Annotated in this window: 15 protein-coding genes; 7 read left to right on the forward strand and 8 right to left on the reverse strand. The window is 65.7% G+C overall.

Going from position 1 to position 14,533, the window contains the following annotated elements; genetic code table 11:
• Positions 1–6 precede the first annotated feature (6 nt).
• The 3 genes from VF168_04195 to VF168_04205 all read left to right on the forward strand — a co-directional run bounded on the left by VF168_04195 (position 7) and on the right by VF168_04205 (position 4,162).
• Positions 7–1,248: an alpha/beta fold hydrolase gene (locus VF168_04195; GenBank protein ID HEX7003368.1), complete on the forward strand. Its 1,242-nt coding sequence runs from the start codon at positions 7–9 to the stop codon at positions 1,246–1,248.
• Between the two features lie 70 nt (positions 1,249–1,318).
• Positions 1,319–2,488, forward strand: coding sequence for an acyl-CoA dehydrogenase family protein (locus tag VF168_04200; GenBank protein HEX7003369.1), 1,170 nt, complete (start codon positions 1,319–1,321; stop codon positions 2,486–2,488).
• Positions 2,489–2,596: 108 nt separating this feature from the next.
• A complete protein-coding gene (locus VF168_04205; protein ID HEX7003370.1) occupies positions 2,597–4,162 on the forward strand; it encodes a PAS domain S-box protein in 1,566 nt (521 codons plus the stop codon).
• Here the strand turns inward: VF168_04205 and VF168_04210 are convergent.
• Positions 4,127–4,489 (reverse strand): hypothetical protein, encoded by a 363-nt coding sequence (locus VF168_04210; protein ID HEX7003371.1) that lies wholly within the window; start codon positions 4,487–4,489, stop codon positions 4,127–4,129. The two genes, VF168_04205 and VF168_04210, sit on opposite strands and share 36 nt — an antisense overlap.
• Positions 4,490–4,779: 290 nt before the next feature.
• Between VF168_04210 and VF168_04215 the strand changes: the two genes are divergently transcribed.
• The gene (locus VF168_04215) at positions 4,780–4,938 is read left to right on the forward strand and encodes a hypothetical protein (GenBank protein ID HEX7003372.1); all 159 of its coding nucleotides are present in this window, start codon (positions 4,780–4,782) and stop codon (positions 4,936–4,938) included.
• 11 nt (positions 4,939–4,949) lie between these two features.
• Here the strand turns inward: VF168_04215 and VF168_04220 are convergent, their stop codons facing one another.
• The 3 genes from VF168_04220 to VF168_04230 are packed head-to-tail and all read right to left on the reverse strand — an operon-like array spanning position 4,950 to position 7,637.
• Positions 4,950–5,726, reverse strand: a complete 777-nt coding sequence (locus VF168_04220) for an ABC transporter permease (protein HEX7003373.1) — start codon at positions 5,724–5,726, stop codon at positions 4,950–4,952.
• A gap of 2 nt (positions 5,727–5,728) precedes the next feature.
• Positions 5,729–6,652: an ABC transporter ATP-binding protein gene (locus VF168_04225; GenBank protein HEX7003374.1), complete on the reverse strand. Its 924-nt coding sequence runs from the start codon at positions 6,650–6,652 to the stop codon at positions 5,729–5,731.
• A gap of 40 nt (positions 6,653–6,692) precedes the next feature.
• Entirely contained in the window at positions 6,693–7,637 is a 945-nt protein-coding gene (locus tag VF168_04230; protein HEX7003375.1) for a patatin-like phospholipase family protein, read from the reverse strand.
• A 104-nt stretch (positions 7,638–7,741) separates the two neighbouring features.
• On the opposite strand from VF168_04230, the gene mnmH reads away from it, so the two are divergent.
• The 3 genes from mnmH to VF168_04245 are packed head-to-tail and all read left to right on the forward strand — an operon-like array spanning position 7,742 to position 10,140.
• Positions 7,742–8,848 carry a tRNA 2-selenouridine(34) synthase MnmH gene (gene mnmH, locus VF168_04235; protein ID HEX7003376.1) on the forward strand — a complete coding sequence of 369 codons (1,107 nt, stop codon included), beginning with the start codon at positions 7,742–7,744 and terminating at the stop codon, positions 8,846–8,848.
• Positions 8,827–9,873 carry a selenide, water dikinase SelD gene (gene selD / locus VF168_04240; protein ID HEX7003377.1) on the forward strand — a complete coding sequence of 349 codons (1,047 nt, stop codon included), beginning with the start codon at positions 8,827–8,829 and terminating at the stop codon, positions 9,871–9,873. Before mnmH ends, selD begins: the two co-directional genes overlap by 22 nt.
• A 60-nt stretch (positions 9,874–9,933) precedes the next feature.
• Positions 9,934–10,140 (forward strand): hypothetical protein, encoded by a 207-nt coding sequence (locus VF168_04245; GenBank protein HEX7003378.1) that lies wholly within the window; start codon positions 9,934–9,936, stop codon positions 10,138–10,140.
• A 116-nt stretch (positions 10,141–10,256) separates the two neighbouring features.
• Here VF168_04245 and VF168_04250 read toward each other — a convergent pair whose 3' ends face one another.
• The 4 genes from VF168_04250 to recA all read right to left on the reverse strand — a co-directional run.
• Entirely contained in the window at positions 10,257–11,294 is a 1,038-nt protein-coding gene (locus VF168_04250; protein ID HEX7003379.1) for a 2-oxoacid:ferredoxin oxidoreductase subunit beta, read from the reverse strand.
• A 1-nt stretch (position 11,295) separates the two neighbouring features.
• On the reverse strand, positions 11,296–13,119 hold the full coding sequence (locus tag VF168_04255) for a 2-oxoacid:acceptor oxidoreductase subunit alpha (GenBank protein ID HEX7003380.1): 1,824 nt from the start codon (positions 13,117–13,119) through the stop codon (positions 11,296–11,298).
• 150 nt (positions 13,120–13,269) lie between these two features.
• Complete coding sequence (locus VF168_04260) at positions 13,270–13,527, reverse strand: hypothetical protein (protein HEX7003381.1); 258 nt, start codon at positions 13,525–13,527, stop codon at positions 13,270–13,272.
• Positions 13,528–13,534: 7 nt separating this feature from the next.
• Positions 13,535–14,533: recombinase RecA (gene recA, locus VF168_04265; protein HEX7003382.1), on the reverse strand; the 999-nt coding region annotated here is incomplete at its 5' end.

Here is a 14,533-nt window from a genome sequence, read left to right on the forward strand (position 1 = left end):
AGTCGCATGCAACGCCTTCTCATGTCCAGCTGCGCGGCGCTGCTCTTGTGCTGGAGCGCGGCCCAGTCGGTGCCGGCCAAACCCGGCGAGCTGATCGACGTCATCGCCGAGGGGACCACGGGCCCCTTCGAGATCCAGCGACTCGCTACCCATCTCTTCGGGAGCCACGGGCCGCCGGTGATCGAGAACTCGGTGGAGACGTACCGCATCCGCTTCTCGTCCAAAGGCCTCGACGGTGAACCGGTGGCGATCTACGCTCAACTCTTCGTACCCGTGATGCCGGCTCCCGCCGAAAGACCCCTGTACGTCTTCGGCTCCGGCACCACCGGCATCGCCGACATCTGCGCGCCTACCCAGGAGCGCGCCTACCCTCACCCCCTGGGCGAATACCGGGCCTACCTGCTCGCCTTCGCCGGTCGCGGCTTCACCGCGATCATCCCCGACTACCTGGGGTTCAACGACCCCAGCAGATATCAGTCGTACTTCAACGCCAAGGCGGAAGCGCAGGTGATGCTGGACGCGGTCAGAGCGGTAGAGGATTTCTACCGGCGCCAGGGGGCCGCCGGTGCCGACCGTAGCGTCTTCCTCGGCGGCTACTCCCAGGGAGGGCATGCAGCCTTCGCGGCCGCCGATCTTCGCGACAGCTACGCACCCGAACTGGAGATCGCAGGGATCCTCGGTTTCGGGGCCACTACCGACGTCGAGAGCCTGCTTCGAGAGGGCCCTTTCTACGCGCCCTACATCGCACTCTCCTACCGTCAGGACTACGGGATCGAGCGGTTCGACCCTTCTCGCCTCTTCGAACCCCGCTGGCTGCCACTCCTCGACGAGGTGGCCGGGCAGGTATGCGTCGACCAGGTGCAGATCCGCTATCCGTTCGCAGGCAGGGAACTCTATAGCGAGGAATTCTACATGGCGCTCTTCGGATTCGACCTCGATGATGAGTTCCCGCGCATCGCGGAGGTACTCGAAGAGAACCACACCGGCCTGTCGGGCCACGGCCTGCCGGCTCTGATCGCCCAGGGGGAGGACGACGTCATCGTATGGACCACCACTCAGAACCAGTTCGTCCGGCAGCTGTGCGAAAGTGGCAGCAAGGTGCACTACCTGGTCTATCCTGGGGTCCGGCATCGTGAGACCCGGCCCGTCGCCTTCGAGGAATCGATAGCATGGATGTACAGCCTCGCCGAGGGACAACCGCCGCCATCGAGCTGTCCACTGCTGGAAGAGCGCCCCGCCGGCAACTAGTCAAGCGGTGTAGTTCTCTCACCGTCGGGCCGACCGATAAGATGACGACAGCGGTTCATAATTCGGAACGATGAGCATCGCGTACGCACAATCGGAGAGGCTCCGCACTCTCAGACAGAAGGCAGAGTCGATAGCGGTGAACGTCACTGCACCGCGCGCGGAAGAGGTGGACCGGGACGCTATCTGGCCCCGTCATACTTTCGATGCGCTAGCCGATGCAGGGCTCCTGAGCCTGCATGTGCCCACGCGTCTGGGGGGGCAGGGTCAGGGGCTCACGGCGCTGCTCCTCGCAACCGAAGCGATCGCTTCGGGCTGCTCCTCTTCAGGTCTTTGCTACGGGATGCACAACGTGGCCACGGCGGTGCTGGCCGCCAAGGCCACCCCCTACCACGAGGAACGGTTCCTCCTCCCCATCGCTCGCGGAGAGCACGTCAGCAGCCTCGGTCTCTCCGAAACGGGCACCGGCTCCCACCTCTACCTGACGGAGACGAGACTCGAGCGCCAGGGGGACGAATACCTGGTCTACGGGCAGAAGCAGTTCATCACCAGTGGTTCGATGGCCGATTCGTACGTGATCTCGACGATGACGACGACAGGTGAGGCGGCGCCAGGCGAGTTCAACCTGCTCGTGCTGGAGAAGGGGAGCGCGGGACTCGAGTGGCTCGAACCGTGGAACGGCTTCGGCATGCGCGGCAACTCCTCCCGTGGCCTGAACTTGAGTGGCGCCAGGGTGGATGTCCGCAACCTGCTGGGGGCCGAGGGGGACCAGATCTGGTACCTGTTCGAGGTCGTCGTGCCCTACTTCATCATGGCGATGGCGGGCGCCTACCTCGGCATCGCGCAGTCTGCTCTCGAGACCGCCATCGGTCACGTCAGGACGAGGCGCTTCTCCCATAGCGGGGAGAGCCTGGCGGAATCCCCGATCATCCAGAGTAGGGTAGCCAGCCTGTGGGCCGACGTGGAGAAGGCGCGCCGGCTCCTCTACCACGCTGCACGACTGGGCGATGAAGGCGACGTAGGCGCTCTGACGGCGATCCTCACGGCCAAGGCCGAGGTCGACGAGATGGTCGTGAGGGTCGCCAACGAGGCGATGACACTCGGTGGAGGGATCGAGTATCGCGAGAACGGCAAGCTGGCCAGGCTGCTGCGCGACGCCCGCGCCGGAAAGATCATGGGACCTACCACCGACTTCCTCAGACTATGGACAGGACGAGCGCTGCTGGGTCTGCCGGTGATCTGAGGGATGCCCCCGGCGAACGAGTCCGCACTCTGGATCACGAACTCACCGAAGCGGCACCGCTCCGCCCCGGGCGGCAATGGTTCGCCGCCTCAGCTGAAGTTCGAATGGGTGTCGCCGGCCGAGCTCGAACGACGACTTGAAGACCTCGCGGGTCACGGTCGTCCACCGCTCGTCGTCGTCATCGACGAGGGGGTCGAGAAGCCGCTGCGGATAGCCCGGACGGTCCACCGTCGCTTCCCGCTCAGCCAGATCCTCTTCCTGGTCCCACCCGAACTGCTCCCCTCGTTCCGCAGCGAACTGCTCAGGGCCCCGATGATCGGCACCAACTGGAGCGTGCTGGAGGCCAACTCCGGGGATCTCTCCGGGGAGCTTGCCGTGGCGGCCAGGTCGAGCCGCCAACGGCGCCAGTTCCGCACCAACCTCGACGCGATCAACCTGAGGCTCGCAAGCCCGACGCCTGCTCCCGACAGCAGCGAGTACCGCAAGCTCGTCATCTCCGACAAGTACCTTGCAACCATCCTCGAGCATGCCGAAGAGGCGATCGTTTCGCTTGACGGTCGGGGCCGGGTGGCAAGCTGGAACCGCGGGGCTACCGGCTCGTTCGGCTATTCGCTGAACGAGGCGCTCGAACTGAGCGTCACCGATCTCGTCATCGAGACCGACCGCAAGCTCCTGACAAGCTGGTTCGAGGAGGCTGCAGGGGGTCGGGCCGTTGCCCAGCGCGAAACGACCTGCCTGCGCCAGGACGGCTCCACCTTCAACGCCGAGGTGACCATGGCTCCGGTCAGGGACGAGGAGGGGGAGACGATCGCCGTCTCGCTGATCGCCCGCGACGTTACCGCACGAAAGGAAACCGAAGAGCAGCTGCGGAACATCCAGGCCGAGCTCGAGAAGCGCGTGATCGAACGCACCGAGGACCTCCGCTACCTCAACGCCGAACTCGAAGCGTTCACCTACAGCGCAAGTCACGATCTGCGGGCGCCGCTGCGTGGGATCGACGGCTTCAGCCAGGCGCTGCTCGAGGATTACCGGGGCAAACTGGACGCCACCGGCGTGAAGTACCTGGAGCGGATCAGGTCGGGGGCGCAACGGATGGGCGAGATCATAGATGCTCTTCTGCTCCTCTCCCGCATCTCGACCGCCAGACTGAGTCGCCGGAGGGTCGACATCGGGAGGCTCAGCAAGGAGATATTGCGGGAGCTCAGCGAGAGCGAGCCGACGCGGAGTGTCGACGTGGAGATCGAGTCCGGCCTGGTAGTACGGGCGGACCCGCAACTCCTCCGCATCGCTCTCCAGAACCTCCTAGGCAACGCCTGGAAGTTCACCCGTGAGCGCGAAAAGGCGTCGATCAGGGTCGGACGCTCGGACGACGAAACGTTCTATGTGAGCGACAACGGCGCCGGTTTCGACATGGCTTACGCGGAGAAGCTGTTCACCCCGTTCCAGCGCATCCATCACCCGAGTAGATTCGAAGGCAGTGGGATCGGGCTGGGTACGGTGCAGCGAGTGATGAACCGCCACGGCGGGAAGGTCTGGGGGCTGGGCGAACCCGATGCCGGAGCGACCTTCTACTTCCGCCTGCCTGACTACGGCGCCGAGGAGGGCACACGCACGGGCGCGGGAGGAACCGCCGATGTATCAGTTGAGGTCGACGGGCCTCGAGGCCAGGAGTGACCGGACTTCGGTCTCGCGAGGAGTCCCCTTGAGCAGCAGGGCGGCCGCATCGAGGAACTCCGGTTCGGCCGAACGCACGATCGCGTCCAGCTCCATCGGGTGTTCCCTGTAGCCGCAACGCAGCAGTAGAACCAGATAGGTCCACCAGTAGCGGAGCGGACCGAGCCGTTCCAGTTGATCGACGTGCACGAGCTCGTGGGCGAGCAGGCGTTGGGTCACTGCGGCGTCGCGCCGAACGAAGACACGGCGCGGCAGGAGCACCTGCGCTATCGCCCAGCGCGGCAGCAGGAAGGGTAATCGGATCAGTCGTACCTTGTCGCTCTTCACTCCAGCCGCCTCTCCCGGTCCGGCTGCCCTGCCGGCAACAGGCCGAGCCGTTCTCTCTCCTGTGGGGGCTCGAGCACATGTTCCTCCCTCGACCGCTCGGCGTCCGCAGTGGTCGTCACACCGCTTGCGACCGATACACGCCCAAGACCCTCCGGCGCGGTACATCATTCGAACAGGCAGCGCTCGACGATGGGGGCCCGACCCGGCGGCGGACCGAAGGCGTCGGCGACTACTGCGCTCGTCGCCGCGAAGCGGCAGGGTGATTATCAGTCGGGTTACGGGGGGACGCGATGACGACACAATCTATCGGAACTCAGCTGACCATCTACGGCCTACTGGGCATGACCTGCGCGCTCGGGCTGCCGCTGTTCCACTACGTGACGGCGTTGATGATCGCCATCATCTGGCGGCACGGTCGTGGTGAGAGGGGCATGTTGGCCTCGATCTGACCGCGCTACGGCTATCGCACGACCTTGCGCCGCATCTGCTGGATCGCGAATGCCGAGAGGAAGCCGCCTACCAGGAGCAGGTAGAGGACGTCCAGCCAGATGCCGGCGAAGTCGCCCATGACGATGCCGCGCAGTAGCTGCACCGAACGGTAGAGCGGAGTCACCTGGGCGATGGCGACCAGTCCTGGCGGGAATCGGTCGGCCACCGGGAAGAAGATGTCGGAGAAGAGGAACGAAGGCGTGAGGAAGAGGGTGAAGTAGTAGGAGTAGACGTCGATTATCGGAATGAGCGAGGTGAAGGCCATCCCGATCGCCGCGAAGCAGAAGCCGACCAGCGCGATCGCGGGCAGGGCCAGCAGCAGGCGCCAGGTGATGGGCGTATCGAAGAAGAGCGTTATGAGGAGGAAGATCCCGCCGTAGATGAGCGAGCGGGTGACCGCCCAGAGCAGTTCGCCGAAAGCGACGTCCTCCATGTTGGCGCGGGTGGCGATGAAGGCATCGTAGAGCTTGGCGAAGTGGAGCTTGATGAAGACGTTGTAGGTGGTTTCGAACGACGCCCCGTTCATGGCCGATGCCGCCACCAGGCCCGGTGCGATGAACGCCAGATAGCTCCCGCCGAACTCGCCGCCGCCGGCAACGTAGAACCCGAGCCCTAGGCCCATCCCCAGCAGGTAGAAGAGCGGCTCGAAGAAGTTGGGGAGAAGAGCGTACAGCCAGCGACGCCGGTAGACCCAGAGGTTCCTCTGCCACACCCGTCCTGCCGCTTCGAGGGAGATCGGTTGCCGCATCGCTACTCCCGCAGGCTCCGTCCGGTCAGCTTTAGGAAGACGTCCTCCAGGTTGCTGGGCCGAACGAAGGCGCCGTGGGCGCCGAGTTCGTCGCGCTGAAGGGCATCGACCGCCGAGGCGCCATCCTCGACGAAGATACTCACCCGCTCTCCGGAGCGGACGATCTCGAGTTCATTGCGGCTGGCGAAACCGGTCAAGCCCTGCCAGTCGTCGGCCTTCACCCTAGCCTCGACGACGAACGGGCGCAGGTGTCTGCGGATGAGGTCCCTGGGCGTCCCCTGGGCGATTATCGACCCGTGGTCCATGATCAGCAGATGGTCGCACAACCGCTCGGCTTCGTCCATGTAGTGGGTGCTCATCAGCAGGGTAATCCCCTGGGAGCGTAGCGCGTCGAGCTTCTCCCAGATCGAGAGGCGGACCTGGGGATCGAGGCCCGTGGTCGGCTCGTCGAGGATCAGCAACTCGGGAGTGTTCATCAGTCCCCGCGCCAGGGTGAGTCGTCGTTTCATGCCGCCCGACAGCTGCCTCACGTCTGCTGTACGTCGGGACGACAGCTCGGCGAATTCGAGCAGTTCACTCGTCCTTCGCTCTGCTTCCATACCCGTGATGCCGTTGAAGCGAGCATAGATCCGCAGATTGTCCTCTACGGTAAGCTCCTCGTCGAGGTTGTCGAGTTGCGGCACCACGCCCATGCGCCGCTTGATCTCCCGGGCTCGCACGCCGCTGGGCATGCCGAAGACCTCCAGCCTGCCGGAACTGGGCGGCGTCACCTGGTAGATCATCCGCATGGTAGTCGACTTGCCCGCGCCGTTCGGCCCGAGGAGACCGTAGAACCTGCCCCTCTCCACTTCGAAGCTGATGCCGTCGACCGCCGTCAGGTTGGCGTACCTCTTGGTCAGATCGGTTGCCTGGACGACTGCAGCCATACGCCTCCCGGCCCCTCGCGAGGAGCGCAACCCGGAAAGACTACCAGAAGCGTTCGCACCACGAGACCGCGTCGTCCAGGGGCAGTTTCTGCGCTATGGCGCGCATGGTGCGGATGTCTCGTTCCGAGTGGCTGGCGAGTCCCAGGTCATCCTGTCGGTCGAGGCGGGGCGACAACCTGTGGAAGCGCTCACCCAGGAGCGCCCGGCACTGGTAGCTGGCCACTTCGACGGTACCGCTCATGATGATGTCGACGAGAGGACGGCCCCACTGCACCGCGCCCCAGTCGTGTCTCTGACCGGCGATGAACTGGGCGACCTCGCCGGTACCGAGGGACAGCAGCGCTATCTCCTCCAGCGGCGGAGGGTCTGCCAACGCGCGGCGGTCCTGCGTCTGTGCGAGGGCGCAGAGTGCCGGGTTCGCCGCGAATACGGCCCCGTCGATGTAGCCGTCGGCCGAGGGGAAGTAGGTGGGGGCCGCGCTCGTTCGCAGGCCGGCATCACGAACCAGCACCTCACCGTCGCTGTCGCTGCCCGGGAAGTTGTGCAGCATCTTCGCCTTCCAGCGGCGCCTCCGCGAGTCGGGTCCGTCGTAACGGGGGTCGTCGCCGTTGTCCAGGTCGAAGGTAGGCAGGAGCACGCGCTTGGCGAGGCCCGACAACGTCATCTCACCGAACAGGCCGCGCAGAACCGACCGCAGGCCCGACTCGTCGTACTCGGCACCGAGCAGGCGCCCGAGGTCGGCGAGGTCGTCGAAGGGCGAGTCGGCGAAGATGCGGGGTCCCTCGACCTCGTAGAGGTGCCGGATCCGGGCGAGCGGCAACCCGGCTGCTATGCCCAGGGCGATGAGGCCGCCGGTCGAGGTGCCGGCCACGAGATCTGCCTTTTCCAGGAGACCCGGCACCCTGCGCTCGAGACGTTCCAGCAGCAGCACGCTCATCAGCCCGCGCATGCCGCCGCTGTCGATCGCCACTATCCGGTAAGGCAAGGGCTCCTCCGGCGCCGCCCCTCGACTCCTGTGTCGCCATTCTAGTAGCCCCGGCGCCTCACGCCCTACCCGGCCGCTCGCCACCGCGGGCTACTCTGAGAAGCGTGACCGATGTCGATCGGATGCCGGCTCGCCCCCCGTTGGCGGGACCCCTCGTCTCCCCCGAGGAGGTCTACCGCGAGGGTGCCGGCGAGCAGAGTTACGCCATCCTCGACGTTCGCTCACCAGCCGAGGTGGCCCGCGGGACGTTGCCCGGCTCGGTGAACGTGCCGATCCTCGAGGACGAGGAGCGCCGCCGGGTGGGGATCGCCTACAAGGAGTCGGGGCAGAGGGTCGCCGTCGAGCTGGGCGTCGAGCTGACGAGCGAGGCGATGCCGGGCCGCGTCGAAAGGTGGCGGGCGGTGTGCCGGAACGGCCCGGCCGTTATCGCCTGCTGGCGGGGCGGGTTGCGCTCGGAGCTGGCGCAGTCGTACCTGGGTGAACCCCGGGTGCCGCGCGTAGCCGGCGGCTACAAGGCCTTGCGGGCGCACCTGGTCGGGAGCCTCGAACGCTCACTGCGCCGCCGTCGACTGCTGGTCGTGGGCGGCATGACCGGCACCGGCAAGACGGAACTCATCGAGTCGCTCAGGGGCGCCGACGGCATGCTTGCGCTCGACCTGGAGGGGCTAGCGAACCACCGTGGCAGCGCCTTCGGCCACCTGGGAGCTCAGCCCGCCCAGCAGACCTTCGAGAACGAGATCGCGGCCCGGCTCCTGCTCGATCCGGCCCGGTTGCTGGTGGTCGAGGACGAGTCCCGCAGAATCGGCGCGCTACAGCTCCAGGAAGCCCTGTTCGCGCCGATGACATCGGCGCCGGTGGCTCTGCTCGAAGCGCCGATCGAGGAGCGGGTGCGGAGGATACACCGGCAGTACGTGCTGGAACCGGCTATCGCCCGTGGTCCGGAGGTCGTGTTGCGGGAGCTTGCCGATTCGGTTTCGCGACTTCGGCGACGACTTGGCGGCGGCCTCGTCGAGCAGCTCCAGGGTGTGCTGGCAGGCGCCATCGCCTCCGACTCGTGGCGGGACAGCGCCGCCCTGGAGCCGTTCATCGCACCTCTGCTGCACGAGTACTACGATCCGCTCTACCGCAAGTCGGTGGAGCGGCTGCGACGCGAAGTGGTGGTTCGGGGCGGGCGCGAGGAGTTGGCCAGTTGGATACGCCGGCAGAGCTGAGACTCACGAAAACCGTCAACCGGGGAGGGTGCGCCGCGAAGCTCGAAGCCGGCAGTCTCGCGACCCTGCTCGCCGGCCTGCCGCGTCAGGAGCACCCTGACCTGCTGGTGGGGACCGATTTCCTCGACGACGCCGCCGTCTGGCGCATCTCGGAGGAGCGGTTGCTGGTGCAGACGGTCGACTTCTTCACCCCGATACTCGACGATCCACGCGATTTCGGTGCCGTCGCAGCCGCCAACGCGCTCTCCGACATCTTCGCCATGGGCGGCCGACCGTTCTCGGCGCTGACGGTGCTGGCCTTCCCCTCGGCGACACTGCCGGGATCGGTTCTGACGGAACTGATGGCGGGGGCGACGGAGCGGATAAATGCCGCCGGCGCTCTCCTCGTGGGCGGTCACTCGATCGACGACGACACCCTCAAGCTCGGTTTCAGCGTGAACGGGTTCGTGGCTACCGGGCAGATGTGGAGCAACCGCGGGGCTCGGCCCGGCGACCGGCTGCTGCTCACCAAGGCGGTCGGTACCGGGACGCTGACCGGGGGACTCAAGAACGACGAAGTGACCGCCGCCGATCTGGCCGAGGCGATCGAGTCGATGAAGCTCCTCAACCTGCTCGACCTGCCGCCCGATCTGAGGGAGGCCGTACACGCAGCGACCGACGTCACCGGCTTCGGTCTGCTGGGCCACTCGCTCCACATCGCCCGCGGATCGAACGTGACGATCGAGATCGAGGCCGGCTCGGTCCCGCTCCTCGCCAACGCCCGTGAGACGCTCGGCCGGGGGATCGTCACCAGGGCTCATGGCAGCAACACGACATACGTGGCGGCGGCCGTCGCCGGACGCGAGAGCATCTCCGAGCTGGATTGGCTGGCGCTGGTCGACCCTCAGACGAGCGGCGGGCTGCTGCTCAGCGTGGCCGGCGAGCGGGCCCAGGAGTTGCTCGCTGCGGTCCGCCCCCGGTTCCCGAGAGCGGAGCTGATCGGGACGGTATCGATAGCCGGAGAGCGGCCCATCGTCGTGCGGTGAGCTGCTGTCCACACAGTCGCGCGCTTCCGTAGGGTCGATACTCGGTCGAGGGGGCCCCACATGCCGAGAGAGAAACCACCGCCGCCGCGCCGCGACCACCCAGACTACGATCCGGAACCGCCCCCCCGAGACCAGTTGGGTGACGACAACCCGAAGGTGAACGAGTACGACCCGCCGCGCAACCGCAACGCATCGTCTGTCGCCGTGTTCACGACCGTCATCGTCGTACTGGTGCTGGCCGTTGCCTACTTCCTGCTGCGGGGCTGAGAGGCCGAGGCCTGCACAGTGCTAAGGGGCTCAAGGGCCGCAGGGCTGCGGGGCTTAGGTGTTGCAGGGCTGACAGGCTGCGGGACCGAGGGGCTGCACGGCCGATTGGCCGCGCCTCAGCTGTAGCGGGCCATCATCCTTTCGAGGGCTTCGCGGGAGGGCCTCAACTTCTCCTCTGGCAGCTCGGCGAGCGGGGTGTCCACCAGGTTGCTCGACTCCGCGAGGTTCGCCCTGCTGGGGTCGTAGTAGAAGAGACCGGTGAGGAACTCGTTCTGCTCCTGGGCTCGCAGCAGGCGGTCGATGGCCGCCACCCGGTTCGAGCTGTCGTACTCCTCTTCGAGTTTGCGCAGAGTGAGTCTCGAACCGTCGTGTAGTTCCACCACCCTCACCTCGCCGGGATCGAAGCCGTCGAGCACGATCTCCTCGGCGAAGGGCACGTAGCCGAGTTCATGCAGCGGCCGTTCGTTGCCGCGGCCGTAACCGTAGCTCTTGGTCGAGCCGTCGTCGTTGTTGAAGGCGACGCAGGGGCTGATGATGTCGAGAACGGCGGTGCCCCGGTGACTGAGCGCGGCCTTCATCAGTTCCCGGACCTGCTTCGCGTCCCCCGCGAAACTGCGCGCCACGAATCCGCAGCCGGCAGCTAACGCCTCGAGGCAGACATCGATGGCCGGGAACTCGTTCTGACCGGCGTACTTCAGCTCCTGGCCCTCGTCGGCGGTGGCCGAGAACTGCCCCTTGGTGAGCCCGTAGACGCCGTTGTTCTCGACGATGTAGGTGAGCCGGACGTTGCGGCGCAGCAGATGCTTGAACTGTCCCAGGCCGATAGAGCCGGTGTCGCCGTCACCCGAAACGCCGATGGCGCGAAGGCCGCGGTTGGCCATGAGGGCTCCGGTTCCCAGCGACGGCATGCGCCCGTGGAGGCTGTTGAAGCCGTGTGACATGCCCAGGAAGTAGGCCGGGGACTTGCTCGAGCAGCCGATACCGGAGAGCTTGATGATCTCGTTCGGTTTGAGCGAGAGTTCGTAGGCGACCTGGATCACCTGATTGGCGATCGAGTTGTGACCGCAGCCCACGCACAGGGTCGAAGGCCCGCCGCCGTAATCAGCCTTGCCCAGCCCGATGGCGTTCGACTTTATCGCTTGCGCCCTATCCACGCTACTCTACCTCCACGATCGCTGCGAGTCGTTCTCCAACCCATCGGGCCGTCAGCGGCATGCCGTCGAGGTGCGCAATGGGAACCAGTCTGGTAGCCAGTTCGGGAAGCTCGCTCCTCAGGATCCCGGTGAGCTGGCCGTCACGATTGAGTTCCACCACCGCCACCTTCGGGTAGCGGCTCACGAACCCACGCACCTCCTCGTCGATAGGAAGCGCTCGCAGTCGCATGAAAGCCGTTCTGAGCCCGCGCTCCGCCAGAGCGTCCCTCGCCTCGTCGATCGCGTATCGGGTGGAACCGACAGCGATTATTCCCAGTTCGGCTCCCTCCGGTTCGTCCACGGCCGGCCGTGGGACGAGCTTCCTGGCGGTATCGAACTTCCGTGCGAGTCGCTCGGCGTTCCTCTGCCAGTCCTCGGGCCGTTCGCTGTAGACCGCGTGTTCGTCGTGTCCGGTGCCACGCGAGAGGTAGGCGGAGCGAGGGTCCGGGTTGCCCGGGAGCGCCCGGTATCCGATGCCGTCGCCATCGACGTCGGCGTAACGGGAGTAGTGTCCGAGCTCCTCGATCTCGCCAGCGCTCACTACCTTGCCGCGATCCAACGGGCGGTCCGGGTAGGTGAAAGGCTCCCCCATCCAGTTGTTCATGCCCAGGTCGAGGTCGGAGAGCACGAAAACCGGTGTCTGCAGCCTCTCGGCGAGGTCCAAGCTCTTCATCCCGAACTCGAAGCACTCCTCTATGGAGGAGGGGAAGAGGATGACGTTCTTCGTGTCGCCGTGGCCGAGCGTATAGACGAAGCCGATATCGCCCTGGCTGGTGCGGGTGGGCAGACCCGTCGAGGGTCCGACCCGCTGGATGTCCCAGATAACGGCCGGCACCTCAGCGAAGTAGCCGAGTCCCGCGAACTCGGCCATCAGGCTTATGCCGGGACCGCTGGTGGCGGTGAGAGCCCGGCTGCCGGCCCAACCCGCGCCGACCACCATGCCGATGGCGGCCAGTTCATCCTCGGCCTGCACGACCGTGAACGTTGCCCGACCGTCCTCTTCGGTCCGAAGTTCTGCCAGGTAGTCGCGAAGGGCATCGACGAAGCTGGTGGAGGGGGTGATGGGGTACCAGGCGGCCACGCTCACCCCGCCGAAGACGGCGCCGAGGGCTCCGGCCTCGTTGCCGGTCATCATGATCAGGCCGTCGGTGGCCTGCATCGGTTCCACGCGGTAGGGATCGCGCTTCTCGAGTTCGGCACAGGCGTACCCGTAGGATCGCCGGACTACGGCCATGTTCGAGTCGACCAACTTCTGCCGCCCCCCGAAGTGGTGACCCAGGGCCTCTTCGATCGTCTCGAGCGGGACGCCCAGCAGATGCGCGAGCGCTCCGACGTAGGTCATGTTGGCGAGGTAGTCCCTGAGCTTCCCCTTGGCCTCGGCGCCCTCCAGGAGTGCCTTCACCGGTACCTCGTAGGCGATCAGGTCGTCTCGTTCGAGAGCGTAGCCGAGGTCGGTGTTGAGCAGCACCACCGAGCCTGCCGGCAGCGCCGAGACGTCCTCGCGTACCGTGGCACGATTGAACGCCACCAGCAGTTCGGGTTCTCGGCGAGCTATGTAGCCGTGTCGGCTGACCCTGATGTGGTACCAGGTTGGCAGGCCCTGGATGTTGGATGGGAAGATGTTCTTGCCGTGGACCGGAATGCCCATCTTGAAGAACGAGCGCAGCAAGGTGAGGTTGGCCGTCTGGCTCCCCGTCCCGTTCGCGGTCGCTACCGCCAGGGAGAAGTCGTTGGTTTTGCTTGCCGGTTCCTGCTGGGCGGCCTGGGCCAGGGTCTGGGTAGCCATTCACTCACTCCCGCCGGGCTGCCGAGGTCCGGCAGGGACGCTCTCGCCCGCAATCATGATTGCGGCCATCGTAACTCCTGCCGCTGTCGCCGTCACTTCCCTTCGGATGGGAGTGAACGGTTTCTCACCTCCGGTCCAGGCGATCCCCCATCAGCCCCTACCGGCCCAGCAGTCCGGTTCGGTCTCGATGAGCGGGCGCTCGATCAACTCCCCGTCCTCCCTGGCGGTGATCTCCCAGGTCGCCAGGTCGGGCCGGAATTCGACCGCCAGCTCCTCCAGGCGGCGCCTGAACTCGTCGTCCCACAGGTGCCGCGAGCAGACCAACCGCTCCACGAAGGCTTCGGGCGCCTCTCCTCCCAGCGCGTAGACCAGCAGTTCGTCGAGCTGGACCTTCTGTCTGCTCGCCACCGGAAGATCAAGCCTCCTCGAAGATCACCTCGTCGTCGACGCCCTTGCCGGAGCTCTTCTTGCCGCCACCGATCGCTTCGATCACCTTCTGGCGTATCTCGGGTATCAGCTCCGGTCGTTCGGTCAGCGCCTCCGCCGCCTTCTCCTTACCCTGACCCAGGCGCTCCTCACCGTACGAGTACCAGCTACCGCTCTTCTGCACCACATCCAGGTCGGTAGCGATGTTGATCAGGTCACCCAACTTGTCGATACCCCGACCGAACATGATCTCCACCTCCGCCTCACGGAACGGAGGAGCAACCTTGTTCTTGGTCACCTTCACCCGGGTGCGGTTACCGACCTTCTCGGCCCCAACCTTCACATCACCCTTACGACGAACCTCCATCCGCACGCTCGCATAGAACTTGAGCGCCCGACCACCAGGAGTCGTCTCCGGATTCCCATACAGAACCCCGATCTTCTCCCTGATCTGATTGATGAAGATCGCCGTCGTCCGCGACTTGTTCAACACCCCCGTGAGCTTACGCAGCGCCTGACTCATCAACCGCGCCTGCAAACCCACGTGAGCATCCCCCATCTCACCCTCGATCTCGGCCCGCGGCACCAACGCCGCCACACTATCGATCACCACCACATCAACAGCACCCGAGCGCACCAACAACTCGGTGATCTCCAACGCCTGCTCCCCCGTATCAGGCTGAGACACCAGCAACTCATCCGTATTCACACCCAACGCCCGCGCATAAGACGGATCCAAAGCATGCTCCGCATCAACGAACGCCGCCACCCCACCAGCAGCCTGCGCCTCCGCCACCACATGCAAAGACAGAGTCGTCTTACCACCCGACTCAGGCCCATAGATCTCGATGATCCGACCCCGCGGCACACCCCCGACACCGAGAGCCAAGTCCACCCCCAGGCTCCCGGTCGAAATCACCCCCAGGTCCAGATTCACACCCTCACTACCCAACCGCATGATCGCGCCCTTACCGAACTGACGCTCGAT

It is taken from the genome of Trueperaceae bacterium, assembly GCA_036381595.1.
In the GTDB taxonomy this organism is placed as follows: Bacteria; Deinococcota; Deinococci; order Deinococcales; family Trueperaceae; genus DASVCN01.